Genomic DNA, 25,092 nt, shown 5'->3' on the forward strand with positions numbered 1-25,092 from the left:
TATTTTTATCATTATTAGTACCTGTTTTTGAAATCGTTCTGCAATATTTCCGCAGACGGTCGTAAATATTTTTTTAATTTTGTCAGCATAACATAAAACGACCGTGTTTTCTAGGTTTTCAATGTGTTATCGTTTCCTCTGTTGCTTATTCGGAAGCTGCGGATAAGGTTTTCAGACGACCTGAGATGTCCAAAACCTTCCCTTTTTTGCCGCGTTTGCCCTCGATATCGCAAATGCGCAATTTTTCCTGATGCGCCGCACCGCGCTTGCCGACGGTTTCAACGATGAATTCCGCAGCCGTGGTTACGAGAACGTGTTCCAGCGATGCGCCTTCGGTCAGCGACATCAACTGCAAACCGCGCCCTTTGGGCATGACTTTGAGTTCGCCGATGGAAAACGCCAAGAGGCGGTGGTCACTGCTGGCCAGTACGATTTTGCAGTCGGGGTTGATGAGCGAGGAGGCATAAACCGCAATCGGCGGCAGGACGGTTTCGCCGCTGTCCACGGTCATCACCACTTTGCCCGCTTTCACGCGTCCGACCATGTCGCCCAGCTTGGCGATGAAGCCGTAGCCGCCGCTGCCTGAGAGCAGGTAGTGCTGTTCGGGCTGGCCGGTGAGCATGGCGACGGGTTTCGCGCCGTTTTGCAGCTCGATTAACGATGAAACGGGCACGCCGTCGCCGCGCCCGCCGGGGATTTCGGCGGCATCGAGCGTGTAGGTCCTGCCCAATGAATCCAGGATGACGACGGGCAAAACAGTACGGCCTTCAAGGGTTTGTTTGAGGCGGTCGCCTTCTTTGAACGCGGTTTGGCTCAAATCAAGGTTGTGTCCGGCACGGCTGCGTATCCACCCTTTTTCCGACAGAATCAGCGTGATGGGTTCGTCGGCGGTGGTTTGCGTCAACACGGCGCGTCCGGCCTCTTCCACCAGTGTGCGGCGCGCGTCGCCAAACTGCTTCATGTCCGCCTGCATCTCTTTGATAATCAGCTTGCGTTTTTCGTTTTCGTCACCCAAAAGGATATTCAGACGGCCTTGTTCTTCACGCAACTCGTTCAATTCTTTTTCGAGTTTGAAACCTTCCAAACGTGCCAACTGACGCAGGCGGATTTCCAAAATGTCTTCGGCTTGGATTTCGGTCAGCCCGAACGCCACCATCAAATCGGTTTTCGGGTCGTCTGATTCGCGGATGACTTTAATCACTTCATCAATGTGCAGAAAGACTTTCAGACGGCCTTCAAGGATGTGCAGCCGTTTTTCCACTTGGTTCAAACGGAATTTCAGACGACGTGTTACGGTCACGACACGGAAATCCAGCCATTCCTGCAAAATCGTTTTCAGGTTTTTCTGCGCGGGGCGGTTGTCCAGCCCCATCATCACCAAGTTCATCGACACATTGCCTTCCAGCGAAGTCTGCGCCATCAGCGTGTTGATGAAGGTATCCGTATCGATACGGCTGGATTTCGGCTCGAACACCAGACGCACGGGATGTTCGCCGTCAGACTCGTCGCGTACGCGGTCGATTAAATCCAGCATCAGCTTTTTGGTGTTGAGCTGGTCTTGATTGAGCTGCTTTTTGCCTGCTTTCGGTTTCGGGTTAGTTTGTTCTTCGATTTCGGCAAGGATTTTGGCGGAATTGGCGTTCGGCGGCAGCTCGGTCACAATCACGCGCCATTGCCCGCGCGCCAGCTTCTCGATTTCGTAACGCGCACGCACGCGCACGCTGCCCTTGCCGGTTTCGTAAATCCGGCGCAATTCGTCCATCGGCGTGATGATTTGACCGCCGCCAGCAAAATCAGGCGCGGGGATGTATTGCATCAGGTCGGCGGTTTCCAGCGTCGGCTTTTTCAACAGCGCAATCGCCGCCTGCGTGACTTCGTTCAAATTGTGCGACGGAATTTCGGTCGCCATGCCTACCGCGATGCCCGACGCGCCGTTGAGCAACACCATAGGCAGACGGGCGGGCAGGTGCAGCGGTTCGTCAAACGCGCCGTCGTAGTTCGGCACGAAATCCACCGTCCCCTGATTGATTTCGGACAACAGCAATTCCGCAATCGGCGTCAGCCGCGCTTCGGTGTAACGCATCGCCGCCGCCCCGTCGCCGTCGCGCGAACCGAAGTTGCCGATGCCGTCGATTAAGGGGTAGCGCAAGGTAAAATCCTGCGCCATCCGCACCATCGCCTCATAGGCGGAACTGTCGCCGTGCGGGTGGTATTTACCCAAAATCTCGCCGACCACGCGCGCCGACTTCACCGGCTTCGCCCCCGCCGTCAAGCCCATATCGCGCATGGCAAACAAAATGCGCCGCTGCACGGGCTTCTGGCCGTCTGAAACTTCAGGCAGCGCGCGGCCTTTGACCACGCTCATAGCGTATTCGAGATAGGCGCGTTCGGCGTATTGACCTAAGAGCAGGTAGTCTTCGCCGACAGGGGATGGGACGGAAACGTGTTCGTTCATAAGGAAGCTGGAAATAAAGGTAAAGGGCGATATTGTAAAGTATAGTGGATTAACTTTAAACCAGTACGGCGTTGCTTCGCCTTGCCGTACTATCTGTACTGTCTGCGGCTTCGTCGCCTTGTCCTGATTTAAAGTTAATCCACTATAAAAATGGGGTTTCTGTTAGAGAAGGGCAGGTCGTACTGAGTTTTGATTGGGCATTGGCGGGAAGTTTATGAAATTTTAGATATTAAGGGTCGTCTGAAAATTTTCAGACGACCCTTAAATATACAGTAGTGGTCAATATTTCAGTACGGATCCAACCGGTTTGTTAGCCTCATGCCTGTACGTTGGATATAAATGCCTAGTTGGGTCGGAGAAAGTATTTTCAGACGACATAGAAGGTCGTCTGAAAAGCTTTGGTTTGAAAAAGTAGGTATCGGCATTCTATAAAACTGCACAGTTCCGGAAATGCAGCAGTTATTCGTACACAATTCCTGCAATTATCTCATGTTCGTTCAACCCGCCGTATTGTTGTTCCCAATCGTGTGAGGCTTCGAGTGTATCGCATTCTTGGGCAACGGATAATTGAATACCGTCCATTTTGTCGGAGGCCATTCCGCTAAGTCGGTCGCACATCTCTGCAGAGAGATTTTGTTCGGAAGATTGATGGGCTTCTGAATAACTGTAAGGGAATGCCAAAAATCCTAAAACGAAGGCAGCAATGGCGAGCCATGCATTTTTACGGTAACGGGTCATTATATCCTCCAATCAAATAAAACTAAGATTTTTCTTACTTGCTTGTGTCAAACAGCCTTTGCTTCATGAAAATCTGATTACAATCATCGTAATATATGCCATGTTTTACCTGATTATGGCTGAAGAAGGCCTGGTTTTTTTGAAGCGTTGGAAGAATCATACTAAGCAAAAACAAAAAATGCAATACTTTTTCTTAATTCAACTAATATTTTTCTTACATTTTTAATAAAACTAAGGTAAAATAAACCCACAAGTGCTTCATTGTAGGAGGCGCATTTCAGCCTGAGGATCGATATGGATACATTTAAAGACAGATTGGTGTTTTTGTGGAAAGACGAAGCGCGCCAAGCCAAAATTGCCGCAGACATTGATATGACCATTGCGGGATTTAGTAGGATTTGGAACGAAGGCGGTTTGCCGAAATCGGAAACTCTAAAAAAAATCAAACAACTGAAAGGTTGCAGTATTGACTGGCTGTTGACTGGGGAGGGGAGTCCGTTCCCTAATGCGCAAGTTCCGTCTTCTACTGCAGTTGCTTATGATACATTGGGCAATCCAGTTGATATCGACGAGTTTGTCTTTGTTCCGCGTTATGATATTCAGGCTGCCGCCGGACATGGGCGGTTAGTAGGTGATGAAAAACCTGTTTTTACCATGGCATTCCGTCGGTATTGGGTAGAAAATTATGTTACCCGTGATACTAAAAACCTTTCCGTTATTTCGGTCAAGGGGGATTCTATGGAAGGGGTTTTGAATGATGGGGATACTATTTTAATCAATCATGCTGAGACTGCGCCGAAGGATGGGCTGTACGTTTTGAGGCTTAATGAGAATTTGTTGGTAAAACGATTACAGCTGATGCCAGGCGGGGTGGTGAATGTGATTTCCGCCAATGAGGCTTATCCGACTTTTGAAATTGATTTGAATAATTTGACTGACGATGTTGCCATTATCGGGCGTGTCGAGTGGTTCGGGCGAAATATTTGAATGGTGTAGTCCTTGTATTTTCAGACGACTTGTTAAGTAGTGGTTTATGGTTTTTATCTCTATTGATAAATATAGAAGTGGACTCCATCTTGCATGGAGAAGTCCGTGAAGCTGCAACTCTTGATGCCGGTCAATCTGAGGGCAGACTTGCTTTAGGTTAAGGTTTGCAGGACAATATCGAAAATATTCATATAAAAGGAAACACATCATGTCAGACGAAAGTCCAATTATTTTCACTGATAGCTGCTGTACCAAGGTTGCCGATTTGATTGCAGAAGAAAACAATCCCGATTTGAAATTACGCGTGTTTGTTAATGGCGGAGGTTGTTCGGGATTCCAGTATGGTTTTACTTTTGATGAAATCAAAAATGATGACGATTTTGAAATTCAGAAAAACGGCCTGACTTTCTTGGTGGACCCGATGAGCTACCAATATTTGGTTGGTGCGGAAATTGATTACACTGAAAGTTTGCAAGGATCGCAATTTGTTATTCGTAATCCGAATGCAGAAACGACTTGCGGTTGCGGGTCATCCTTCTCAGTTTGAGCCATATGTAGATAAAAAAGGCCGTTTGTTTATACAAACGGCCTTTCGTTTGTAATTGCTTTCCAATAAAAATCATCTGTCTTATAATCTATAATTCCCTTTGGGAATATTTACTCATGTACTATCTGTTATTTGATTTACATTCAGCTTGGTGCCGATAGGTTGCATACCCAAAGCTAATTATCAGATAGTTGGGTAGTTTAGGAAGTTTCGGGAGTAGTGTCTAAGTCAGATGATAGGTTGACGGATCGCTGCCGTGTATCATGGTATAAGCAAAATCAAGCCGGTTTCCGTGAATGGGATTAAAAGTTCGGTTTGTTCTAGGATAACAATGAAAAACTCTGACAAACTTTACGATGTTTATGTTTCTTATCCGCCAGATGTCGATCATGAGCGTATCAATGCATGCCTATATGATAACTTGCCGGAAAAAGAAGCAGAAGATTTGGTTCAGGCACTTTCTGAACGTCCGCAAGCGATTATTGCCGAGAATTGTACGCAGGATGAGCGCGAGAATGCGCAGCAGTATTTCAACTACTTGGGGCTTGATGTTATTGTGCGTCAGTCCATGGAGTTGCAGGTAAGTGAGGACGAAGGTGAAAACGAGGAAGCGTCTTTAAAGCAATGTCCCGTTTGTATGACGATTACGGAGGATGTGGCAGCAGAGGAATGTGCCGTCTGCCATTTCCATTTTGCCAGTGCAACCGAGCAAATCATCCAGCGTAAACGTATTGAGTGGCAGGAAAAGGTGGCGTTTGAGCATAAAAAACAAGCTGAAATCGCTCATAAATTGCAACTTGAAAAAGAGCGGGAAGAGAAGTTGATGCGGAAAGAAATCCGTGCCGAACTTGAAAGCAAATTGCGGCAGGAGTTGGGGCAGGATCCTAGACTGGAAGCCCTTACTTCCAAACGCAATATGATTGTTCTGGTTTCTGTTTTGGGTGTGTTGGCTATGTTCGGCTTGGTGGCGGCAGGATATTTGGCAGCCAAATACCTTTGATGAATGCTTTTAAATTTGAATATATCGTAGACCGGATTTCATTTTGAAATCCGGTTTTTATTATTGTGATGTCCTGCTATGAAGAGTTGTATTGATTTTGTGGGGATACTGTATCGTGTCTATTGAAACGGATTGTCCAATGTACCATAATCCGACTGTTCTATTCCTATTAAAGCAATAAAGGTCAAAATTATGTGCCAACTGCTCGGCATGAACTGTAATACCCCAACGGACATTATGTTTTCCTTCGAGGGTTTCCGCCGCCGCGGCGGCATTACCGACCATCACGCAGATGGATTCGGTATCGGTTTCTTTGAAGGGAAAGGTGTACGCTTGTTCCACGATGACAAGCCCAGCGCCGATTCTCCGGTTGCCGACCTGGTTCGCGCCTATCAAATTAAATCTGAAAACGTCATTGCCCACATCCGTAAAGCCTCGCAAGGGCAGACCTCTTTGGCCAATACCCATCCTTTTATGCGTGAAATGTGGGGCGAATATTGGCTCTTCGCGCATAACGGGCATTTGATTGATTTTTATCCGGAACAAGGCGAGTATTACCATGCTGTCGGTACGACCGACTCCGAACGTGCATTTTGTTATATCCTCAACCGGCTTCGCAGCCGCTTTGCTGAGAAACCTGATTCCGATACTTTGTTTGATGTCGTTGCCGCGCTAACTCACGAAATTCGCCGCTTCGGATTGTTCAATTTTGTAATGTCCAACGGCGACTGCCTGTTTGCCCATGCCAGTACGCTGCTGCACTATATCGTGCGTAAAGCTCCTTTCGGCAAGGCACGGCTTTTGGACGATGACGTGATGATTGATTTTTCCGCAGTTACCACCCCGAATGACAAAGTCTCCGTTATTGCCACACTGCCCTTGACCCGAGACGAAACTTGGTCGCAATTAGCTGTTGATGAATTAGTCATGTTCCGAGACGGTGATATTGTCCGCAGCGACCGCCCTGAAAGCCCTGTTTACATGAGCGCGGAAGAGGGGTTGGCAATTGCCCGCGCAGTCGGCGTGTCCGTATAAATATGAAAGGTCGTCTGAAAAATGTTCAGACGACCTTTTTTATGTCGCTTTTATCAATAATTGGTCGAGCAGAACTGCTCACGCTTGTCTGCATCGGCGGCATAACACGTCAAGCCCATTCCCGCCGCGTTGCTGTTGTTCGCCTTCGCTCCCGGTTTTTTGTTCACCAAAACCTTGCCGTTTTTCCCAATCTCCACGGTTACGCCTTTACCGTTTTTCAGCTTCCATTTCAATACCTGCGCATCGGCATTCTGACACTTATTGACCGTACAGCCGCCTTCAGCCGCGACATTACCATTTTTATAAATCACACATTGCTGCTGACTGTCGGTACAGGCCGCATAGGCAGCAACGGAAAAACAGGAAATCAGCGCGGCAAACAAAACAGGTTTCATGGTTTGGACTCCTTGGGTGGTGATGATGGGTTGGTAATATTTGGAACTATACGCCTGTTTGTATGGGTAAACCAGCGGGTATGAGATAAGTAATATATTGATTTAATATTTAAATAAATTTCTAATTTTATCAATCAGTTGGTAATAAAATATTCATTAGCGCGATATTAATATAGTAGTTGCTTCTGCCTATCTTTTCTTTATGCAGGAATCCACCTTCTGTCAGTTCGTCCAGATATTTGGCGGCACTGGGGCGGGAAACGTTCAGCGTTTTCATCAGGAAATCGATTTTTGTGTAGGGATGATTGAACAGGTGGTTAATCAGGTCTTGGCTGTAGAAGTTGAAGTTTTCCCTGATGCGGTGTTTGTAGTCCAGCATCGCCTGATGGATGTGCTGCACGGTATCGATGCCGTCCTTGGCGGTTTGTTCCACGGCTTCCAGCATATACAGCAGCCAACCTTCCCATTCACCCGTATCGCGTACGTGTTGCAGCAGGCGGTAATATTCGCTTTTGTTCCGCACCAGATAGCGGCTGAGGTATAAGACGGGAATATCCAGCAATCCGGTTAAAACCAGATACAGCACATTGATAATCCTGCCTGTTCTGCCGTTGCCGTCGTAAAACGGGTGAATGCTTTCAAACTGGTGGTGGAGCAGCGCCATGCGGATCAGCGGATCGATAGGTTTTTCCGTGTTGTCGTCGTTGATAAATACTTCCAATCTACCCATCAGGTGAATGATGTCATCCGTATGTTGCGGCGGCGTATAGACGGTTTCGCTGGCACGGTCGTTTCTCAGCATCGTCCCCGACTGTTGACGGAATCCGGCACGGTTCTTTTCCAACTCGGCCTGTATCGTCAAAATATGATTGTTGGTCAGCATTCCGTGTTCTTGGATAAGGTCGAAGCCGCAATGCAGCGCTGAAGCATAATTTTGCACTTCTTTGATGGCAGGACTGGACGGACTTGCCGATATTCCTGCACGGAACAGTTCGTCATGGGTGGTAATGATATTTTCGATTTCGGAACTGTCTTTGGCTTCCTGCAAAGACAGCGTGTTAATCAGAATGCCTTGGTTGGGAATGCTGCGGCAGATACCTTTTAATTCAGCCAGATAACGATGGGCGGAATTCAGTTTTTTCAAGACAGGGACCGTTTCGAAATCTATTTCGGGAGGGAATTGTTCGATCGAGTACATTTTAGGGTTTCGGTTAAATGATAAAAAAATCCCGTTTTTTTGCTATATCGCTTCGATATGATAAAAAAACGGGATTTTTTTTACAATTTAATTTTATTTATTTGTTTCAAAACGGTTTTAATTTAAATAGCACTTCAGACTACTGTTACCGCTTCAACTTCGCAAACGCATCCGCCATCGCCGAATTGGTCGGGGCGCGGTCGTTGCGTTGGGGTTTACGGTCGCGGCGTTCCTGATGTCGGGTTTCAGACGACCTGTTGCCTTTGGCTGCGCTACCCGCCTCGTCATCCAGTCGCATGGTCAGCGCGATGCGTTTTCTGGCGGCATCGACTTCCAGCACTTTCACTTTCACCACGTCGCCGGCTTTCACGACTTCGCGCGGGTCTTGGACGAACTTATTGGACAGGGCGGAGATGTGCACTAGGCCGTCCTGATGGACGCCGATGTCCACGAACGCGCCGAAGTTGGCGACGTTGGAAACCACGCCTTCGAGTATCATGCCGACTTGCAAATCGCTGATTTCGTGGATGCCTTCGGCGAAGGAGGCCGTCTGAAACTCGCCGCGAGGGTCGCGGCCGGGTTTTTCCAGCTCGGACAGGATGTCCAGAATGGTCGGCAGGCCGAAGCGTTCGTCGGTGAAGTCGGACGCTTTGATTTGCTTCACGCGCTCGCGGTTGCCGATGAGTTCGGCGGCGGTAATGCCTTGTTGCGCCAGCATTTTGGCGACGACGGGATAGGCTTCGGGGTGGACGGCGCTTGCGTCCAGCGGCTCTTTGCCGCCGTTAATCCGCAAAAAGCCCGCCGCCTGCTCGAAGGTTTTTTCGCCCAAACGCGGTACTTTCAGCAATTTTTTGCGGCTGTCGAACGCGCCGTTTTCATCGCGGTAGGCGACGATGTTTTGGGCAAGGGTTTGATTCAAACCGGAAATCCGCGCCAAGAGCGGGGCGGAGGCGGTGTTCACGTCCACGCCGACGGCATTCACGCAGTCTTCGACCACCGCGTCCAGTGATTTGGCGAGCTGGCTTTGGTTCACGTCGTGCTGATACTGGCCCACGCCGATGGATTTGGGGTCGATTTTGACCAGTTCGGCGAGCGGGTCTTGCAGCCTGCGGGCGATGGACACCGCGCCGCGCAGGGAAACGTCCAAGTCTGGGAACTCGCGTGCCGCCAGTTCGGACGCGGAATAAATCGACGCGCCGGCTTCGGACACGACGATTTTGTGCAGCCCCATTTCCGGCATTCCGCGCACCAGTTCGCCCGCGATTTTGTCGGTTTCGCGGCTGGCGGTGCCGTTGCCGATGGCGATGAGCTTCACGCCGTGCTGTTTAATCAGGCGAGACAGCGTTGCCAACATATTGTTTTCTTGGTGCAAATAGACGATGACGGTATCCAGCAGCTTGCCCGTGTCGTCCACCACGGCGCATTTTACGCCGTTGCGGTAGCCGGGGTCGAGACCCAGCGTGGTCAGCCGTCCGGCGGGCGCGGCAAGCAGCAAGTCTTTGAGATTGCGGGCAAACACGGTAATCGCGTCGGTGTCGGCGGCTTCTTTCAGACGACCTAAGGCTTCAAGTTCCAGCGACAAAAAGATTTTCGCGCGCCAAGTCAGGCGCACGGTGTCGCGCAGCCATTTGTGGCCGTCTGAAACCTTGAAGCGGCGGGCGATGATTTGCTCGTATTCGCTTTGCTGCGTAATCGGCGTGTCGTCGGGCTGGTATTTGAGCGCGATGTTCAACACGCCTTCGTTGCGGCCGCGCAAAACCGCCAGCGCGCGATGGCTGGGCATGGCGCGGACGGGTTCGCGGTGGTCGAAATAATCGCTGAATTTTTCGCCTTCGGTTTCTTTGCCTTCAACGACTTGCACGTGGATTTCGGCTTCGTTCCACAGCTTGTCGCGCAGCGTGCCGATGAGTTCCGCGTCTTCGGCAAACTGCTCCATCAGAATCGCGCGCGCGCCGTCCAATGCGGCTTTGGCGTCGGGGACGTTTTCGTTCAGGTAGCCTTGCGCGGCGGCTTCCACGTCCTGCGGCTGCTCGGCAAGCAGCACGTCCGCCAGCGGCTGCAAACCGTGTTCGCGCGCGATTTGCGCTTTGGTGCGGCGTTTGGGCTTGTAGGGCAGATACAGGTCTTCCAGCGCTGTTTTGTTGTCGGCGGCTTCGATTTGCTCCCTGAGGTCGTCTGAAAGTTTGCCTTGCTCTTCAATGCTTTTTAAAACAACGGCTTTGCGCTCTTCCAGCTCGCGCAGGTATTGCAGCCGCTCGGCAAGCTGGCGCAGCTGCGTATCGTCCAGCCCGCCCGTGGCTTCCTTGCGGTAACGGGCGATAAAGGGCACGGTCGCGCCGTCGTCCAAAAGCTCGACGGCAGCGGTGATTTGCGCGGCGGTGGCGGAGAGTTCTTGGGAGAGGATTTGGGTGATGTTCATGGGGAAAGGTCGTCTGAAAAAGTGATTATTATATCAATGGCAGAGAAGGGTGGAGGAGTCGTCTGAAAATGGAAATCGGTTTGGAATACATGTCAAATCGGTTTCAGACGACTTTTATCGTGAGGCATTAGGCTGTCGTTTTCTTTTTCTGTTTTTTTAGCCAGTCCTTTCCTAGCAAGATGCCGATGGTGGCGCAGAAGAGGGCGGCAAACCACAAGTAGAATCCGGCACCGTAGCCAGTAATGCCGATAACTTCGGAATTTTTGTGAATCGTAGTAAGCGAGAAAGTCAGTATGGCGAGGACCCACATAAATACGAGCAGCCATTTCATCATCCATATTTCGATTTGTTTTTGATACCAATACAGAATGACTGCCGCCATCCAAAAATAATTGGCATAGACGGCAAAATAACCAATATTGAAGAAGCCCATAAACCAGCTGAAGAGGGAACCTAGCGTCAAGATATAGATGCCGTTATGGGCTTCCCCTTCTCCGTAGAAAAAGACAGTGCAAAAAAGCGATGTTATCCATAAGATGATGGATAAGGTGTTAAAAAAGGCAGAAATTTTATTTTGGTGTTTCATGGTGGATAATGGTTCTGAATAGGAAATGCGGTTAAAACGGCAAACTTGCCGCTATTTCTGCGTGCGTGGGAATATAGGTTGGCTTGAATATGTTACAAAACGTCGTCTGAAAACCCTAAATACAGTTTTCAGACGACGTTTTATTTTTAATTGCCTTAAATCTCGCTACCGCCGACGGTCAGTCCCGAATCAATCCGCAAGGTCGGTTGTCCGACGCCGACAGGAACGCTTTGCCCGTCTTTGCCGCACACGCCGACACCGCTGTCCAACGCAGTATCGTTACCTATCATGGAGACGTGTTTCAAAACTTCGGGGCCGTTGCCGATGATGGTCGCGCCTTTGACGGGATATTGCAGTTTGCCGCCTTCGACCCACCACGCTTCGGATGCGCTGAAGACGAATTTGCCACTGGTGATGTCCACCTGTCCGCCGCCGAAATTGACGGCGTAAATGCCTTTGTCGATAGACGCGATGATTTCGTCGGGTTCGTAGCCGCCGTTTTCCATGAAAGTATTGGTCATGCGCGGCATGGGGGCGGAGGCGTAACTTTCGCGGCGGCCGTTGCCAGTGGATTGCGTACCCATCAGGCGAGCGTTGGTTTCGTCCTGCATATAGCCAACCAAGATGCCGTCTTCAATCAATACGGTGCGGCGTGTTTCGTTGCCTTCGTCGTCGATATTGAGCGAACCGCGTCTGTCGGCGATGTCGCCTTGGTCAACGACGGTCACGCCTTTGGCGGCAACGCGCTCGCCGATTCTACCTGAAAAGACACTGGTTTCTTTGCGGTTGAAATCGCCTTCCAAGCCGTGTCCGACGGCTTCATGCAGCAACACGCCCGGCCAGCCGTTGCCCAAGACAACGGTCATTTCGCCCGCGGGTGCAGGGCGGGATTCAAGATTAATCAAGGCTTGTTTGACGGCTGAATCGACAAACTGCCGCACCAAAGTTTCATCGAAATAAGCCAAGTCGTAGCGTCCGCCTCCGCCCGCGCTGCCTTGTTCGCGCCTGTCGCCCTGTTTGGCAATAACGGTAACGTTCAGGCGCACCATCGGACGAATATCCGCCGCGTGCCTGCCGTCGAGGCGGGCAATGTAAATCATGTCGTATTCGCAAGTCAGCCCCGCCATCACTTGCACAATGCGCGGATCGGCGGCTTTGGCAAGCGTTTCCACTTTGTTCAATAAGGCAACTTTGGCAGCGGAATCGAGACCGATAATGGGATTCAGCACCGCATGGACGGATTTGCCGTATGCGGCGGACGGCACTTTGACAGAAGCTTCGCCGCCTGCCGCGCCGATGACGCGGACGGCTTGGGCGGAGCGGTTAATCGAATCGATACACAAACTGTCCGCATAGGCAAAAGCGGTTTTTTCGCCCGAAACAGCGCGCACGCCCACCCCCTGATCAATTTGGAAGCTGCCCGATTTGACGATGCCCTCTTCCAAATGCCAGCTTTCAAAAGCAGTGCGCTGGCAGTAGATGTCGGCGTAATCGACGTGATGCGCGCCGATGATGCTCAGGCTTTTGGCGAGCAGCTCAGGGGAAAGGTGATTGGCTTCGAGCAAATCGCGCTGTACGGTAGCGTAAGTTGAGTGCATGGTTTTCAGACGACCTTCAGGGCTGGGTAAACTTGGGGCTTGATTATACGGCATTTGTTATGGCTTTGGATATGTCGATTGTTTGTATTTATAAGGGGTTAGGGTCGTCTGAAAACAAGGGGCGGATAGGGATGATTTCTCAGATGGACCGGTATTTACATAATTAAACTGTTTTGAACATTGCATCTTGTCATTCCATGTTATACATTTGCATACAAATGAATACAAAACAAATCAAACGAATATGAATGCAACAAACCGTATCCCAGTCAGCGTGCGAATCACTCAGGAAGACGCTGATTTTATTGCTGAATTAAAAATCGATGGCGCGAATACGCCGTCTGAAAAAATCCGCGAGCTGCTCAAGCAGGCGCGTTTGGCACATACGCAGACGCGGGATTACGGTTCCGCGCTGACGGCGCAGGAGCAGTTTTTCCAAGCGGCGAAACATGACGTGCTGCACGCGGAAAAGCAGGCGGGGGTGCATTCGCATATCGTCGCGCGCTTGTTTGAGCAGCTGCCCGACTTGGGCGCGACGCTTGCCGCCGACCTGCCCGAAGAAGCCGACCTCGAAAGTTTGAAAAAATACGAACGCGAACTGATGTGGCGTATCGTCCGCCTCACCGACAGCATCTTGCAGCTCGCCGTAACTGGCAAAGGCGCGGCATACGACGATACCGTGCTGCAACAGCTTGAAAATACTTTGAAACTGGCGAAGATTGTGCAGCAGGCGGGCGAGGTTTGAGGTCGTCTGAAAAAATGGGGCGCATGAAATAGAAGTATTTGTTTGCCGCTATTCCCGTACAGGCTGCCATGCCCGAATATCCCGAAAACGCCAAGGTCTGGATTCCCGCCTGCGCGGGAATGACGGACGGTTGATTACCCCCGTGCCAACTTAAAATCAAACACATTTTATTGAAAGGAAAATCCAAATGAGCGAAACCCTATCCCGCAGAGTGGGCCGTCTGGTGAGCGGCGGTTTTCATGCCCTGATTGATGCGGCGGAGAACCTTGCGCCCGAAGCAGTAATGAACGAGAGCATCCGCGAAATCGAGCGGGCGGTGGACGAAGTGCGTGCCGAATTGGGCAAAGTGTTGGCGCAGAAACACCTTGCCGCCAAGAAAATGGCGGATGAGAGCAACCGCCACGAAGCCATCGATGCCAATCTGCAAGCCGCCGTAGCGGCGGGGCGCGACGATCTTGCCGAGGCTGGTATCGCCGAACAAATGGACATCGAAGCGCGTCTGCCTGTTTTGGAAAACACCATCGCCGACTGTGCCGCGCAGGAAAAAGAACTTGAGGGCTTTATCGCCGCCTTGCAGGCGAAAAAACGCGAGATGCAGCAGCAGTTGCAAGACTGGCGCGCCGCACAGCAGAACGCTGGCGCAGGCAAAGCGGCAGGCGGCAGCGACCTCAACCGCATCGCCCGTGATGCCGAAAAAAGCGGCAACGCTTTCGACCGCGTGATGGGACGTCAGAACGCGGTACACAGCAGCACCGATGCCGCGCAGTTGGCAAAATTGAAGGAATTGGAAGACTTGAGCCGCAACAACCGTATTGCAGAACGCTTGGCGGCATTGAAGGCGGGGAAATAAGTTTTCAGACGACCTCCTTTGTCGGAAAGGTCGTCTGAAAACGGTACGATGAAGGTTACAGGTTGATACGGAAATGCTTCGTTAAATTGTAAATGGGAACGGTATTATTTATGCACAAACCCTTTATCCTGATTCGGAAGCATTCTCTGTTTCGCCCTGTGGCAGCGGCAGGCAGCATTCTTCTGTTTGTGTTAGCGGTTTTCAATCCTCCAAACTGGTTTTATGTTTTGTCCGCTATCGTACTGCTTCTGATGTTGTATTTCTTATGGCGTCAGAATAGGGGGATTCCGATCATTTTTCATACTGACGGACAAATTTTTGTCGGTAAAAAACCATATTCCCTTACTCTTGGCGAATTTAAAGGTGTTGCATCTGCATTCTGCCGTTGTGGACAAACCAACTTTTGCCTGAGGATTGCGCTGATTCCGAAAAATGTCTGCCATCCTGTGCTTATTGTGCAAGAAATTTCCGATGTCCCGATGACGTGGCGCAGTGTTCCGAAGCCTCCTCCTGCGGAGTTTGATAACTTACGGGCAGAACTTGCTGATCGCTTGAATCTGCAAGACTTCGGATTTCTCGGCATTATGGGAGACGATGAATGGCACTTTGCCGTAAACCGTCTGCCAAAGGTACACTAAAATACAGATGTAATAATTGAAGGCGGGGAAATAAGTTTTCAGACGACCTCCTTTGTCGGAAAGGTCGTCTGAAAAGAAAAACGCCGCGCGGAGCTTGTCCTTGCGGCGTGTGGCGGAACAAATCAGTAGTCGATGCGTTCGCTGATGATGCGTAAATCCGGCCATGAGAAAACGATGTCGTATTCGCGTCCGTTTTTGAAGGCTTCGGCTTTCAATACGGGGCGGCCGCGGCGGTCGTCGGCTTCGATTTCGTGAACTTGGTAGCCGCGTCGTTCGAGAATCCGCATGACTTGCGCGCGTTTTTGCTCGAAAGACGGATCGCTGTAAATTTGGTGTTCGATGTAGTCGTCATCGTAATACTTGCCGTTGCGGTAACGGTAGTCGTCATTACGGTCGTAATCGCGCTCATAGCGGTCGTCGTAACGATCATCATAGCGGTCATCGTAACGGTCATAACGCTGCTCGTAGCGGTCGGTACGATAGTCGTCATCGTAATAGTCGTAAGGATAAGGGGCGGCGCATGCGGTCAGTGCGATACTGCCTAAGAGTAATACCGGTAAAAGTTTTTTCATGTCGTATCCTTTCGGGACGTGGTAAGTCAAATCAAGAATATTCGGAAGCGGATTATATAGTGGATTAAATTTAAATCAGGACAAGACGACGAAGCCGCAGACAGTACAGATAGTACGGCAAGGCGAGGCAACGCCGTACTGGTTTAAAGTTAATCCACTATAAATCGACGCGTTCTACGAGAATTTTTAAATCGGGATAAGACATCACGATTTTGTATTCCAAGCTGCCTTTGTAGGCCTCAAATTCCAAAACGGGTCTTGCCCAATAGAGGTCGGTGTCGGAATCGTGGACTTCGTAGCCTCTGTTATGCAGGATGGACAAAGCGCGGTCGTGGTGTTGCGCGAACGCCGGGTCTGTCTCCATGCGGTATTGGGCGTAGTCTTCGTAAAGGTCGAAACCTTCTGCTGCAAGAAAAATGGCGCAAACAGCGGCGACAGGAAGCAGCAGTTTTTTCAAAAGCGGTTTGGACGGCTTTGTATATTGCGACTGAGAATGTTTCATTTCGTTCCCTTTGCGTCTGTTGTCGGTATAGACATTTAAACACGCAGGACTTAGGGAAAAGTTAGGAGCGTTTTCAGAAGACCTTTCTTTACGGTACGCACAGGTCGTCTGAAAAATAGGGGAATTTCATGATTTTTGCCATCTTGATCGGCTTGCTAACCGCCGTCTTGCTTTACTTTGTGATGTTTAAGGATTGGGACGAATTTGTCGAATGCGTCGAATTCTATTGCACACCCGACATTATCAGCGCACTGCGGGGGCGGTATTGGGATGACGTATGGGCGGAAACCAAAATCCTGCTGTGGCTGGGCATCAGTTTGGCGGCGGGCGCATCGGCTTATGCCTGGCTCAACTAGAGTCGGCGCTGCAAGGCGGATACCGTCTTTATTGCCGCGAACAGTAAATAATTGAAAGGAATGTCAAAATGAGCAAAAAACACACCTACCGTACCGCAACAACATGGACGGGCAATCTTGGCGAAGGCACATCATCCTACACCGCTTATTTGCGCAACTTTACCGTTTCCGCCGAGGGCAAGCCCGACCTGCACGGTTCCGCCGACCCGGCCTTCCGCGGCGATGCGGGCCGCTGGAACCCCGAAGAAATGCTGCTGGCCGCCGTTTCTGCCTGCCACAAACTATGGTACCTGCACCTGTGTGCCGACGCGGGCATCTGCGTTACCGCCTACACCGACCACGCCGAAGCGGTGATGGACGAAGGCGAGAATGGGAGTGCGGGGCGTTTTGTCTCCGCCGTGTTGAAGCCGCGCGTTACCATCGCCGCAGGAAGCGACCGCGCCAAGGCTTTGGAACTTCACCACGAAGCGCACCGCCTGTGTTTCATCGCCAATTCGGTCAACCTTCCGATTGAATGCCGCGCTGAGATTGAGAGTGAAGAGGTCGTCTGAAAACCGAATGTCTGTTTGGGATGCACGGATAGGTCAAATTCAAATAAGGCATACCTAATGCCGTCATTCCCGCGCAGGCGGGAATCCAGACCTCGATTCTTCAGAAGTATTATTTGAAGATTGCCGTAATCTCAAACTTCTGGATTCCCGCCTGCGCGGGAATAACGGCAATCAAACATTCAAATTTTCGCAAGCAGTCTATTTAAGGTCGTCTGAAAGTTGACAGAACAAGGAACGGAATATGTGGAATTTAATCAACGCCCCCGAAACGGAAATCTTCGGCATCGCCATCGCGCTGATGGTTTTGCTCGGCGTGTTGGAAGTCATCTCCATGCTGGCGGGCGGCATCAGCGACTGGCTGGACAACCTGCTGCCCGACAGCCTGACCGAAACCGCGCACGCCGAAGTCGGGCTGGACGCTGTGGACGCGGGCGTGTTCGTCAGGTTTCTGAGCTGGCTGTATGTCGGTCGCGTGCCGGTGTTGATGCTGATGGTGGTGTTCCTTGCCGTGTACGGACTGACGGGCTACCTGTTTCAGACGACCTTTGCCGCCGTGTTCGGCAGCTATCTGAACGGATGGCTGGCGGCAATCGCCGTGTGGTTCCTTTCGCTGCCGCTGGTGCGTCTGACGGCGGGCGGACTGTACAAAATCATGCCCAAAGACGAAACCACCGCCGTTTCGCAGGAAAGCCTAATCGGACGCATCGGTACGGTAGTGCTGGGCGAAGCACGGGTGGGCAGCGCGGCGCAGGTGCGGGTGAAGGATGTGTATGGTCAACAGCATTATGTGATGGCGGAACCGGATTCCGACGAAGTGTTGAAACAGGGCGACGCGGTGTTGCTGGTGTCGCTGGAGGGAAATACGTTTAAGGCAATTTTGAATCCGAGCGGGAGCTTGGTGGATTGAGGTCGTCTGAACAGATAAACGCCGGTTTGCAATGAATCACCATTTATCAATTAATTAGAAAAACAAAACGGGGATAGATATGGATTATTTGGCGCAGTCCAAGCGCGATATGCAATCCCTCATCGAAGCGTTGAAAAACAAGCTGCCGCTAGGGGTCATCGTTGTCGGCGACGGGCTGCTGTTTAAACATTCATTATTCAGAGGTTTGTTATTTCAACCCTTGGTTGCTTTCTTGTTCGGCCTCATCGGCGTAGGCGGTCTCTGGCTGAAGATGGTGAAATGGATGGATCCATCGTTTTCAAGCAATATGACTTGGCTGCTGGCTATTGTACTCACGCTATTGTGGCTGTGGCGCGTGGAACGTTGGTGGTGCGGGCTGACGATCCGGAAATCGATTTATATTGATCGCGAAAAATTGATTATTTACGGCGCATTCGGACGCATCCGTTATCAAGGCGGACATGACGGGGCTTACAGGAAGTTTGACCGTATACATATGAGTGACATCATCGGAGTCAGTTTGATTACCGAACGCAGAGGAACAACAGTCATCGGCGGGCTGCTGGGCTTAGGAAGACACAATATCTGCACAACAGCTTCCCGAAACGCATTGATTGAATTAACAGGTTGGCAGTGATATTCAAGGTATAAGCTCGGTAGGTCGGATTCTTGAATCCGACAAATTGCCCCGTTTCATCAGTATTGCACATAACCGAAATTATCGTATTGCAAGAATCCGACCTATCTTTAAAACCCCAGATTTTTAACCTTTCAGACGACCTCAAATTCCAAAAAACCGTCTGAACCGACACCTCTCAAGTAGTCCGTAGCGTGGGCTTCGCCCACGAAGCAAACATCTCGGATGATCGTTTGATTCAAAAGACAGTAGGTCGCGGACAAAGCCCACGCTACGGTTTGCTCACTTAGCAAATCGGTGGAAACTGGAAGAAAAGCTTTCTAGGGAAACGAATAAACCCTATTGAAGATTTTTGATTTCGAAAGGAAAGAATGATACACAAATTTTTTGTGAAAGTTTCAACTAATAAAAATGAAATTAAGATTTTGAAAGTTATACGAGCTTTTAATCAAGAACCGATTATTGAAATTCAAAGAAGACTTAAAAATAAAGAAAAGATTCTTGAAACCTTATATTTAGATCTGGAAAAGCTAAGAGAATTCAGAAAAGTACTAAGAAGCATTATAAATCTGGGTGGTGAAATTCGTTTATTCCTTGATAGCGAGGACGATGAGGTTAGTCTAAATTTTCTGGATAACATAATTGCTTCTCAGGAAGATACAAAGAATTATATAGAGGAAGAAGACGCCTTCTTACATGATGAGGATGAATAAAAGAATCACAACTTTATAAGTCCTGCTGCGAATTTGCTCGCTAAAAATTTTATAAAACTAACAAAAAACACCGTTATGGTCGTTATTTTAAGCTTGGTAGGTCGGATTCTTGAATCCGACGAACCGCTCCGTTTCAGCCGTATTGCACTAACCGGAATTATCGGATTCAAGAATCCGACCTACCTTTAAAACCGCTATTTTTAACCTTTCAGACGACCCTAAACCCTAAAAAACCGTCTGAACCCACGCCCCCTCAAGGGTATATCGACAACAAGAAAGGAAAACCCATGAACTTAGTTTCCATCGGCATCATCGCCGGCGTCATACTCGTTGCGCTGTTCGTACTCGGCCTCATCCTCACCCGCCTGTACCGCCGCGCCAGCAAAGAAGTCTCCTTCGTCCGTACCGGCTTCGGCGGCGAAAAAGTCATCATGAACGGCGGCGCGATGGTGCTGCCCGTGCTGCACGAAATCATCCCCGTCAACATGAACACATTGCGCCTCGAAGTGCGCCGCGCGGCGCAGCAGGCGTTGATTACCCGCGACCGGATGCGCGTCGATGTGATGGCGGAATTTTACGTCCGCGTCAAACCCAGCGCCGAGAGCATCGCCACCGCCGCGCAAACGCTGGGTATGAAAACCATGTCGCCCGACGAATTGAAAGACCTCGTCGAAGGTAAATTCGTCGATGCACTGCGCGCCGTTGCCGCCGAAATGGCGATGGAAGAGCTGCACGAGAAACGTGTTGATTTCGTTCAGAAAGTGCAACAAGTCGTCAGCGAAGACTTGTTTAAAAACGGTCTCGAGCTCGAAACCGTTTCTCTAACCGGCCTCGACCAAACCAGCTTCGAATTTTTCAACCCGCAAAACGCCTTTGACGCGGAAGGTCTGACCAAACTGACCGAAACCATTGAAGGCCGCCGCAAAAAACGCAACGAAATCGAACAAGACACCGATTTGGCGATTAAAACCAAAAACCTCGAAGCCGAGCAGCAACGCCTGAAAATCTCGCGCGAAGAAGAATACGCCAAACTCGAACAAGAACGCGAAATCGCCGTGCGCCGCGCCGAACAGGAAGCCAGCATCGCCGAGCAGGAAGCGCAGAAAAAACGCGAAGCGGAAGAAGCCAAAATCGCCGCCGAACGCGAAGTGGATTTGAAACGCATCGCTGCCGAACGCGACATTAAAAACGAAGACATCCGCAAAGCCCAAGCCGTCGAGCAGGCGGAGGTCGAGCGCCGCAAAGCCATCGAGCTTGCCGAACAAGACCGCGCCATCGCCGTTGCCGAGAAATCGCGTGCCGAATCCGAAGCCAAAGCCGAGGCCGACAAAGCCCGCGCCGCCGCCGTGCGTGAAGAAGAGAGCGTGATTACCGTACGCGAAACCGAACGCGCCGAACGTGCCAAAGCCGTCGAACTGATTGCCGCCGAAGAAGCCGCGCAAAAAGACGCGATTTCGCTCACCGTCGCCGCAGAAGCCGAGAAACAGGCCGCGCAAGACCGCGCCGAAGCCGTGCGTATCGCCGCCGAAGCCGAAGCCGAGAAACAACGCCTGCAAGCCAAAGGTGAGGCCGATGCCAAAGTCCTGCTGGCGCAAGCGCAAGAGCAGCAATACAAAGTCGATGCCGAAGGTACCCGCGCCGTGAACGAAGCCGCCAACGTCCTGAGCGTCGAACAAGTCGAAATGCAAGTGCGCCTCGCCCTGTTGAAACACCTGCCCGACATCATCCGCGAATCCGTGCGCCCGATGGAAAACATCGACGACATCAAGATTCTGCAAGTCAACGGCTTGGGCGGATTCAGCGGCGCTGCCAACGGCTCCGAAGGCGTGTCGGAAGGTCAAACCACACAAGCCAGCCTCGCCGACCAAATGGTCAACAGCGCCCTGCGCTACCGCAGCCAAGCCCCGCTGGTTGACGGCCTCTTGAAAGAATTGGGCCTGAACGGCGGCGACATCAACGGTCTGACGCAAGGACTGGATAAAGGCATCGGCAAAGAATAAGCCTCGCCGTTAAGAAGGTCTGAAAGCAAAGGTCGTCTGAAACCTCGAAACAGGGTTTCAGACGACCTTTTGTCAGATGTTTTAGTATAAAATCCCACTTTATTTTTTTCTCCCCGTCCTTATCCCATGCGCCTGACCCACATCAAACTCTCCGGCTTCAAATCTTTTACCGACCCGACCACGATTCATGTTCCGGGGCAGCTTGTTGCGGTTATCGGGCCGAACGGCTGCGGCAAGTCGAATGTGATTGACGCGGTGCGCTGGGTGTTGGGCGAGGCTTCGGCTAAGCAGCTTCGCGGCGAGAGTATGCAGGACGTGATTTTTAACGGTGCGGCGACGCGCCGTCCTGCGCCGAGGGCTTCGGTGGAGCTGGTGTTTGACAACAGCGACCACAGTTTGCAGGGGGCGTGGGGACAGTATGCCGAGGTGAGCATCAAGCGGCAGTTGACGCGTCAGGGTGAATCGACTTATTTCATCAACAATCAGACTGTGCGCCGCCGCGACATTACTGATTTGTTTCTGGGTACGGGCGTGGGCGCGCGCGGTTATGCCGTTATCGAGCAGGGAATGATTTCGCGCATCATCGAAGCGCGGCCGGAGGAGTTGCGCGCCTATATCGAGGAGGCGGCGGGTGTGTCCAAATATAAGGAACGCCGCAAGGAGACGGAAGGTCGTCTGAAAGACACGCGCGAGCATTTGCAGCGTTTGGGCGATTTGCAGAACGAGTTGGCGCGTCAGGTGGAAAAGCTGGAGAAACAGGCGGAAACCGCCGAACGCTACAAATCCCTGACTGCGCAGTTGAACCAACAACAGGATTTGCTCGATTACGCCCAATGGCAGCAATCGCTTGCCGCCGCCGACAAGGCGACCGCGCAGCATCAGTCTTTGCAGGCGCAACAGGACGAAACTGCCGCGCAGGTTCAGGCGTTAAACGACGAAGTACACGCTTTGCAGACCGCCGAACAGTCGCAGCAGCAGGCGGTGCACGAATTGAGCAACAAACGCGGTGTGTTGCGCGAGCAGATTGCCCGTTTGGAAGAACAAATCCGCCATCAGCAAAACCTGCACCAACGCATCGAACGCGACAAGCAGGCGGCGCAGGCGCAGATGCAGCGCATCCATCAGGAGCAGCAGCAAATCCGCGTGCAGCTTGAAGAAAACGAGTTGCAGGCGGAAGAAAAGCAAACCGAATTGGCGGAATGGGCGATGCAGGTTGCCGAACACGAAGAGCGTCTGCCCGAATTGGAAGAAGCCCAAGCCACGCTCAATGCCGCCTTCCAAACCCAGCAGGACGAGGCAAACCGCATCCGCCGCGAACTGGCGTTGAAACAGCAGCAGCTTGCCCATGCCGAACAAACCGTTGCCAAGCACGAAGAACGCAAAGGTCGTCTGAAACAGGAAAACCAAGCCCTGAACATGCCCGACGAAGCCGAAACCGCCGCCGCGCAGGAAGCCGCCGCCTTGTTGCAAAGCCAGCAAGAGCATTACGAAGAGCAAATCATCGCCGCCGAAGAAGCTTTACACGCCGCCCGCGAGGCGTTTCAGACGGCCTCAAACCGCTTCCAAAACCTGAAGCAGCAACACATCACCTTGCAGGCGCAGCAGCAGGCGTTGTCGCAAATCCTGTCGCAACAGCAGGAAGCCGCCGACTTCTGGCAGGCAACCGACCACGCCGCCGCGCCGCAACTGTGGCAACGCATCACCGCCCCCGCCGAGTGGCAGCACGCCTTGTCCGTCATCCTGGCCGAACGCCTGCACGCCCGCGCCGTATCGAACGGCTTCGTGCCGCCCGCGCCGTTGCCACAGGGGCAGGCGGCATGGCTTTCAGACGACCTCTCCGGTGGCATCAAAAAATCCCTGCCCGTACAGGCATTGCTGAACCAAATCCAAGCGCAGCCGCCGTTTCAGACGGCGTTGCACCACTGGCTCGACGGCGTATTGTGCGCGCCCGATTTGAGCTACGCCCTCGCGCATCAAAGCGATTTGGGCGCACACCAAATCTGGCTCACGCCAGAAGGCCATCAGGTCGATAAAGTCAGCGTCCTGCTCTATGCCAAACCCGCGCAGGAAAGCCTGATTGCCCAAAAAGCGCGCCTCGACGGCATCGCGTCCGAACTGGAAAACCTCGCTCCCGAACTCTCCGCCGCTGAAGCCGCGTTCAAACAGGCGGAGGCTGCCGTGCGCTCGTCCGAAGTGCAACACAAAAACCTGATGCAGCAGCAACAGCAGCACACGCGCCAATACAGCCAAGCGCAGCAACGCGCCGCCGAACTTCTGGCGCGCACCAACCAAGGGCAAATCCGCCGTGAACACATCGAGCGCGAACTGGCGCAGTTGGCGGAAGAACAGACCGTGTTGCAACACACGTCCGACGGGCTTTCAGACGACATCGCTACTTTGCAGGAAGCCGCCGCCGAACTCGAACACCAGCAGCAAACTACCGCGCACAGCCGCCATGAGCAGCAAGGCCGTCTGAAACAGGCGCAGCTTGCCCTGCTCGAAGCCAACCGCCAATACGGGCTTGCCGAAGTCGCCGTCCACAAGCTCAACCAGCAAAAACAAAACTACCAACAGCAAATCGCCCGACTCGAGCAGCAAACCCTCGACTGGCAGGAACGCCAGCAAGAGCTTGCCCTCGCCTATGAAACCGAGTTCCAAAACGACGAGCAGCACATCAAGCTCGACGAGTTGACCGAAGCCGTACAAACCTTGGACGAAGAATATATTGTTGTGCAAGAGAAACTGGCTCAGATACAAGAGAAGGGCAGGGAGCAATACGTCCGCGTACAAGCCCTGCAAACCAAGCTGCCGCAGCTTCAGGCCGCCACCCAAACCGCCCTGTTGCAGCAGCAGGAAGCCCTGATTAACGCCAAACGCTACCATCAAAACCTGACCGAACGCGCCGCCGATTTGGATGCGCTCGAAGCCTTGGCGAAAGAATCGCCGAAAGTATTGAACAGCAGCATCGGCAGCCTCACCCAGCAAATCGAAGCCCTCGGCGCCGTCAACCTCGCCGCCCTGCAAGAACTCGAAGAAGCGCGCGAACGCGACGGCTACTACCGCAGCCAGAGCGAAGACGTGCAGGCCGCCATCACCCTTTTGGAAGAAGCCATCGCCCAAATCGACGACAAAACCAAAGCGCGTTTCAAAGAAACCTTCGACGCCGTCAACGGCAAAGTCCAAACCTTCTTCCCGACCCTGTTCGGCGGTGGCGAAGCCACACTCAAAATGATAGGCGACGACCTCCTGACCGCAGGCGTGTCCATCATGGCGCGCCCGCCCGGCAAGAAAAACAGCACCATCCACCTCCTCTCCGGCGGCGAAAAAGCCCTCACCGCCATGAGCCTCGTGTTCGCCCTGTTCAGCCTCAACCCCGCCCCCTTCTGCCTTCTGGACGAAGTCGACGCCCCGCTGGACGATGCCAACACCTCGCGTTTCTGTAACCTGGTCAAAGAAATGTCGGCGCAAACCCAGTTCCTCTACATCTCCCACAACCGCCTGACCATGGAAATGGCGGAACAGCTCGTCGGCGTAACCATGCAGGAAAAAGGCGTATCGCGCGTCGTTGCCGTGGACATCAAACAGGCGTTGGAAATGGCGGAACCGTGATGAGTTGGCGGAGTTTTGGTTGTTTGAATTTGAAATAGGAAAGGTCGTCTGAAA

23 protein-coding genes are annotated in these 25,092 nt (G+C 51.8%); 14 read left to right on the forward strand and 9 right to left on the reverse strand.

Going from position 1 to position 25,092, the window contains the following annotated elements; translation table 11 throughout:
• Window positions 1-145: 145 nt before the first annotated feature.
• Complete coding sequence (gene parC, locus RSJ68_12315; GenBank protein WNU97150.1) at window positions 146-2,455, reverse strand: DNA topoisomerase IV subunit A; 2,310 nt, start codon at window positions 2,453-2,455, stop codon at window positions 146-148.
• A gap of 459 nt (window positions 2,456-2,914) precedes the next feature.
• Window positions 2,915-3,193 carry a hypothetical protein gene (locus RSJ68_12320; GenBank protein ID WNU97151.1) on the reverse strand — a complete coding sequence of 93 codons (279 nt, stop codon included), beginning with the start codon at window positions 3,191-3,193 and terminating at the stop codon, window positions 2,915-2,917.
• 294 nt (window positions 3,194-3,487) lie between these two features.
• Between RSJ68_12320 and RSJ68_12325 the strand changes: the two genes are divergently transcribed.
• The 4 genes from RSJ68_12325 (at window position 3,488) to RSJ68_12340 (ending at window position 6,762) form a co-directional block, all read left to right on the forward strand.
• Window positions 3,488-4,180, forward strand: a complete 693-nt coding sequence (locus tag RSJ68_12325; GenBank protein WNU97152.1) for a helix-turn-helix transcriptional regulator — start codon at window positions 3,488-3,490, stop codon at window positions 4,178-4,180.
• Between the two features lie 208 nt (window positions 4,181-4,388).
• The gene (gene erpA / locus RSJ68_12330) at window positions 4,389-4,727 is read left to right on the forward strand and encodes an iron-sulfur cluster insertion protein ErpA (GenBank protein WNU97153.1); all 339 of its coding nucleotides are present in this window, start codon (window positions 4,389-4,391) and stop codon (window positions 4,725-4,727) included.
• Window positions 4,728-5,058: 331 nt separating this feature from the next.
• A complete protein-coding gene (locus tag RSJ68_12335) occupies window positions 5,059-5,727 on the forward strand; it encodes a hypothetical protein (GenBank protein WNU97154.1) in 669 nt (222 codons plus the stop codon).
• A gap of 192 nt (window positions 5,728-5,919) precedes the next feature.
• Window positions 5,920-6,762 (forward strand): class II glutamine amidotransferase, encoded by an 843-nt coding sequence (locus RSJ68_12340; protein ID WNU97155.1) that lies wholly within the window; start codon window positions 5,920-5,922, stop codon window positions 6,760-6,762.
• 53 nt (window positions 6,763-6,815) lie between these two features.
• On the opposite strand, the gene RSJ68_12345 is transcribed toward RSJ68_12340, so the two are convergent.
• From RSJ68_12345 to tldD, 5 genes are all read right to left on the reverse strand, one after another.
• Entirely contained in the window at window positions 6,816-7,157 is a 342-nt protein-coding gene (locus tag RSJ68_12345) for a hypothetical protein (GenBank protein ID WNU97156.1), read from the reverse strand.
• Between the two features lie 130 nt (window positions 7,158-7,287).
• A complete protein-coding gene (locus RSJ68_12350; protein WNU97157.1) occupies window positions 7,288-8,355 on the reverse strand; it encodes a Fic family protein in 1,068 nt (355 codons plus the stop codon).
• 145 nt (window positions 8,356-8,500) lie between these two features.
• Window positions 8,501-10,774 (reverse strand): Tex family protein, encoded by a 2,274-nt coding sequence (locus RSJ68_12355; protein ID WNU97158.1) that lies wholly within the window; start codon window positions 10,772-10,774, stop codon window positions 8,501-8,503.
• Window positions 10,775-10,901: 127 nt separating this feature from the next.
• Window positions 10,902-11,360: a hypothetical protein gene (locus RSJ68_12360; protein WNU97159.1), complete on the reverse strand. Its 459-nt coding sequence runs from the start codon at window positions 11,358-11,360 to the stop codon at window positions 10,902-10,904.
• 155 nt (window positions 11,361-11,515) lie between these two features.
• Window positions 11,516-13,012, reverse strand: a complete 1,497-nt coding sequence (gene tldD / locus RSJ68_12365) for a metalloprotease TldD (GenBank protein WNU97160.1) — start codon at window positions 13,010-13,012, stop codon at window positions 11,516-11,518.
• A 190-nt stretch (window positions 13,013-13,202) separates the two neighbouring features.
• Between tldD and RSJ68_12370 the strand changes: the two genes are divergently transcribed.
• The 3 genes from RSJ68_12370 to RSJ68_12380 all read left to right on the forward strand — a co-directional run bounded on the left by RSJ68_12370 (window position 13,203) and on the right by RSJ68_12380 (window position 15,191).
• A complete protein-coding gene (locus RSJ68_12370) occupies window positions 13,203-13,703 on the forward strand; it encodes a hypothetical protein (GenBank protein WNU97161.1) in 501 nt (166 codons plus the stop codon).
• Between the two features lie 187 nt (window positions 13,704-13,890).
• A complete protein-coding gene (locus RSJ68_12375; GenBank protein ID WNU97162.1) occupies window positions 13,891-14,553 on the forward strand; it encodes a PspA/IM30 family protein in 663 nt (220 codons plus the stop codon).
• 110 nt (window positions 14,554-14,663) lie between these two features.
• Window positions 14,664-15,191: a hypothetical protein gene (locus tag RSJ68_12380; protein ID WNU97163.1), complete on the forward strand. Its 528-nt coding sequence runs from the start codon at window positions 14,664-14,666 to the stop codon at window positions 15,189-15,191.
• Between the two features lie 122 nt (window positions 15,192-15,313).
• On the opposite strand, the gene RSJ68_12385 is transcribed toward RSJ68_12380, so the two are convergent.
• Window positions 15,314-15,763, reverse strand: a complete 450-nt coding sequence (locus tag RSJ68_12385) for a PepSY domain-containing protein (GenBank protein ID WNU97164.1) — start codon at window positions 15,761-15,763, stop codon at window positions 15,314-15,316.
• 157 nt (window positions 15,764-15,920) lie between these two features.
• Entirely contained in the window at window positions 15,921-16,265 is a 345-nt protein-coding gene (locus RSJ68_12390; protein ID WNU97165.1) for a hypothetical protein, read from the reverse strand.
• 128 nt (window positions 16,266-16,393) lie between these two features.
• Here RSJ68_12390 and RSJ68_12395 point away from each other — a divergent pair, with 128 nt between their 5' ends.
• The 7 genes from RSJ68_12395 to smc all read left to right on the forward strand — a co-directional run bounded on the left by RSJ68_12395 (window position 16,394) and on the right by smc (window position 25,038).
• Complete coding sequence (locus tag RSJ68_12395; GenBank protein ID WNU97166.1) at window positions 16,394-16,621, forward strand: hypothetical protein; 228 nt, start codon at window positions 16,394-16,396, stop codon at window positions 16,619-16,621.
• A gap of 68 nt (window positions 16,622-16,689) precedes the next feature.
• Window positions 16,690-17,172, forward strand: coding sequence for an OsmC family protein (locus RSJ68_12400; GenBank protein WNU97167.1), 483 nt, complete (start codon window positions 16,690-16,692; stop codon window positions 17,170-17,172).
• Between the two features lie 241 nt (window positions 17,173-17,413).
• Window positions 17,414-18,079 carry a YqiJ family protein gene (locus tag RSJ68_12405; GenBank protein WNU97168.1) on the forward strand — a complete coding sequence of 222 codons (666 nt, stop codon included), beginning with the start codon at window positions 17,414-17,416 and terminating at the stop codon, window positions 18,077-18,079.
• Window positions 18,080-18,158: 79 nt separating this feature from the next.
• Window positions 18,159-18,716: a hypothetical protein gene (locus RSJ68_12410; protein WNU97169.1), complete on the forward strand. Its 558-nt coding sequence runs from the start codon at window positions 18,159-18,161 to the stop codon at window positions 18,714-18,716.
• Between the two features lie 371 nt (window positions 18,717-19,087).
• Complete coding sequence (locus tag RSJ68_12415; protein ID WNU97170.1) at window positions 19,088-19,429, forward strand: hypothetical protein; 342 nt, start codon at window positions 19,088-19,090, stop codon at window positions 19,427-19,429.
• A 287-nt stretch (window positions 19,430-19,716) separates the two neighbouring features.
• A complete protein-coding gene (locus RSJ68_12420) occupies window positions 19,717-21,429 on the forward strand; it encodes a flotillin domain-containing protein (protein ID WNU97171.1) in 1,713 nt (570 codons plus the stop codon).
• A 126-nt stretch (window positions 21,430-21,555) separates the two neighbouring features.
• Entirely contained in the window at window positions 21,556-25,038 is a 3,483-nt protein-coding gene (gene smc / locus RSJ68_12425; protein WNU97172.1) for a chromosome segregation protein SMC, read from the forward strand.
• Window positions 25,039-25,092: the final 54 nt, after the last annotated feature.

Source organism: Neisseria sp. DTU_2020_1000833_1_SI_GRL_NUU_006, assembly GCA_032388755.1.
Lineage (GTDB): Bacteria > Pseudomonadota > Gammaproteobacteria > Burkholderiales > Neisseriaceae > Neisseria > Neisseria sicca_C.

Bases quoted from the DNA above. Each gene is read 5' to 3' on its own strand.
- parC (WNU97150.1), bottom strand. From the start codon at position 2,455: ATGAACGAACACGTTTCCGTCCCATCCCCTGTCGGCGAAGACTACCTG.
- RSJ68_12320 (WNU97151.1), bottom strand. From the start codon at position 3,193: ATGACCCGTTACCGTAAAAATGCATGGCTCGCCATTGCTGCCTTCGTT.
- RSJ68_12325 (WNU97152.1), top strand. From the start codon at position 3,488: ATGGATACATTTAAAGACAGATTGGTGTTTTTGTGGAAAGACGAAGCG.
- erpA (WNU97153.1), top strand. From the start codon at position 4,389: ATGTCAGACGAAAGTCCAATTATTTTCACTGATAGCTGCTGTACCAAG.
- RSJ68_12335 (WNU97154.1), top strand. From the start codon at position 5,059: ATGAAAAACTCTGACAAACTTTACGATGTTTATGTTTCTTATCCGCCA.
- RSJ68_12340 (WNU97155.1), top strand. From the start codon at position 5,920: ATGTGCCAACTGCTCGGCATGAACTGTAATACCCCAACGGACATTATG.
- RSJ68_12345 (WNU97156.1), bottom strand. From the start codon at position 7,157: ATGAAACCTGTTTTGTTTGCCGCGCTGATTTCCTGTTTTTCCGTTGCT.
- RSJ68_12350 (WNU97157.1), bottom strand. From the start codon at position 8,355: ATGTACTCGATCGAACAATTCCCTCCCGAAATAGATTTCGAAACGGTC.
- RSJ68_12355 (WNU97158.1), bottom strand. From the start codon at position 10,774: ATGAACATCACCCAAATCCTCTCCCAAGAACTCTCCGCCACCGCCGCG.
- RSJ68_12360 (WNU97159.1), bottom strand. From the start codon at position 11,360: ATGAAACACCAAAATAAAATTTCTGCCTTTTTTAACACCTTATCCATC.
- tldD (WNU97160.1), bottom strand. From the start codon at position 13,012: ATGCCGTATAATCAAGCCCCAAGTTTACCCAGCCCTGAAGGTCGTCTG.
- RSJ68_12370 (WNU97161.1), top strand. From the start codon at position 13,203: ATGAATGCAACAAACCGTATCCCAGTCAGCGTGCGAATCACTCAGGAA.
- RSJ68_12375 (WNU97162.1), top strand. From the start codon at position 13,891: ATGAGCGAAACCCTATCCCGCAGAGTGGGCCGTCTGGTGAGCGGCGGT.
- RSJ68_12380 (WNU97163.1), top strand. From the start codon at position 14,664: ATGCACAAACCCTTTATCCTGATTCGGAAGCATTCTCTGTTTCGCCCT.
- RSJ68_12385 (WNU97164.1), bottom strand. From the start codon at position 15,763: ATGAAAAAACTTTTACCGGTATTACTCTTAGGCAGTATCGCACTGACC.
- RSJ68_12390 (WNU97165.1), bottom strand. From the start codon at position 16,265: ATGAAACATTCTCAGTCGCAATATACAAAGCCGTCCAAACCGCTTTTG.
- RSJ68_12395 (WNU97166.1), top strand. From the start codon at position 16,394: ATGATTTTTGCCATCTTGATCGGCTTGCTAACCGCCGTCTTGCTTTAC.
- RSJ68_12400 (WNU97167.1), top strand. From the start codon at position 16,690: ATGAGCAAAAAACACACCTACCGTACCGCAACAACATGGACGGGCAAT.
- RSJ68_12405 (WNU97168.1), top strand. From the start codon at position 17,414: ATGTGGAATTTAATCAACGCCCCCGAAACGGAAATCTTCGGCATCGCC.
- RSJ68_12410 (WNU97169.1), top strand. From the start codon at position 18,159: ATGGATTATTTGGCGCAGTCCAAGCGCGATATGCAATCCCTCATCGAA.
- RSJ68_12415 (WNU97170.1), top strand. From the start codon at position 19,088: ATGATACACAAATTTTTTGTGAAAGTTTCAACTAATAAAAATGAAATT.
- RSJ68_12420 (WNU97171.1), top strand. From the start codon at position 19,717: ATGAACTTAGTTTCCATCGGCATCATCGCCGGCGTCATACTCGTTGCG.
- smc (WNU97172.1), top strand. From the start codon at position 21,556: ATGCGCCTGACCCACATCAAACTCTCCGGCTTCAAATCTTTTACCGAC.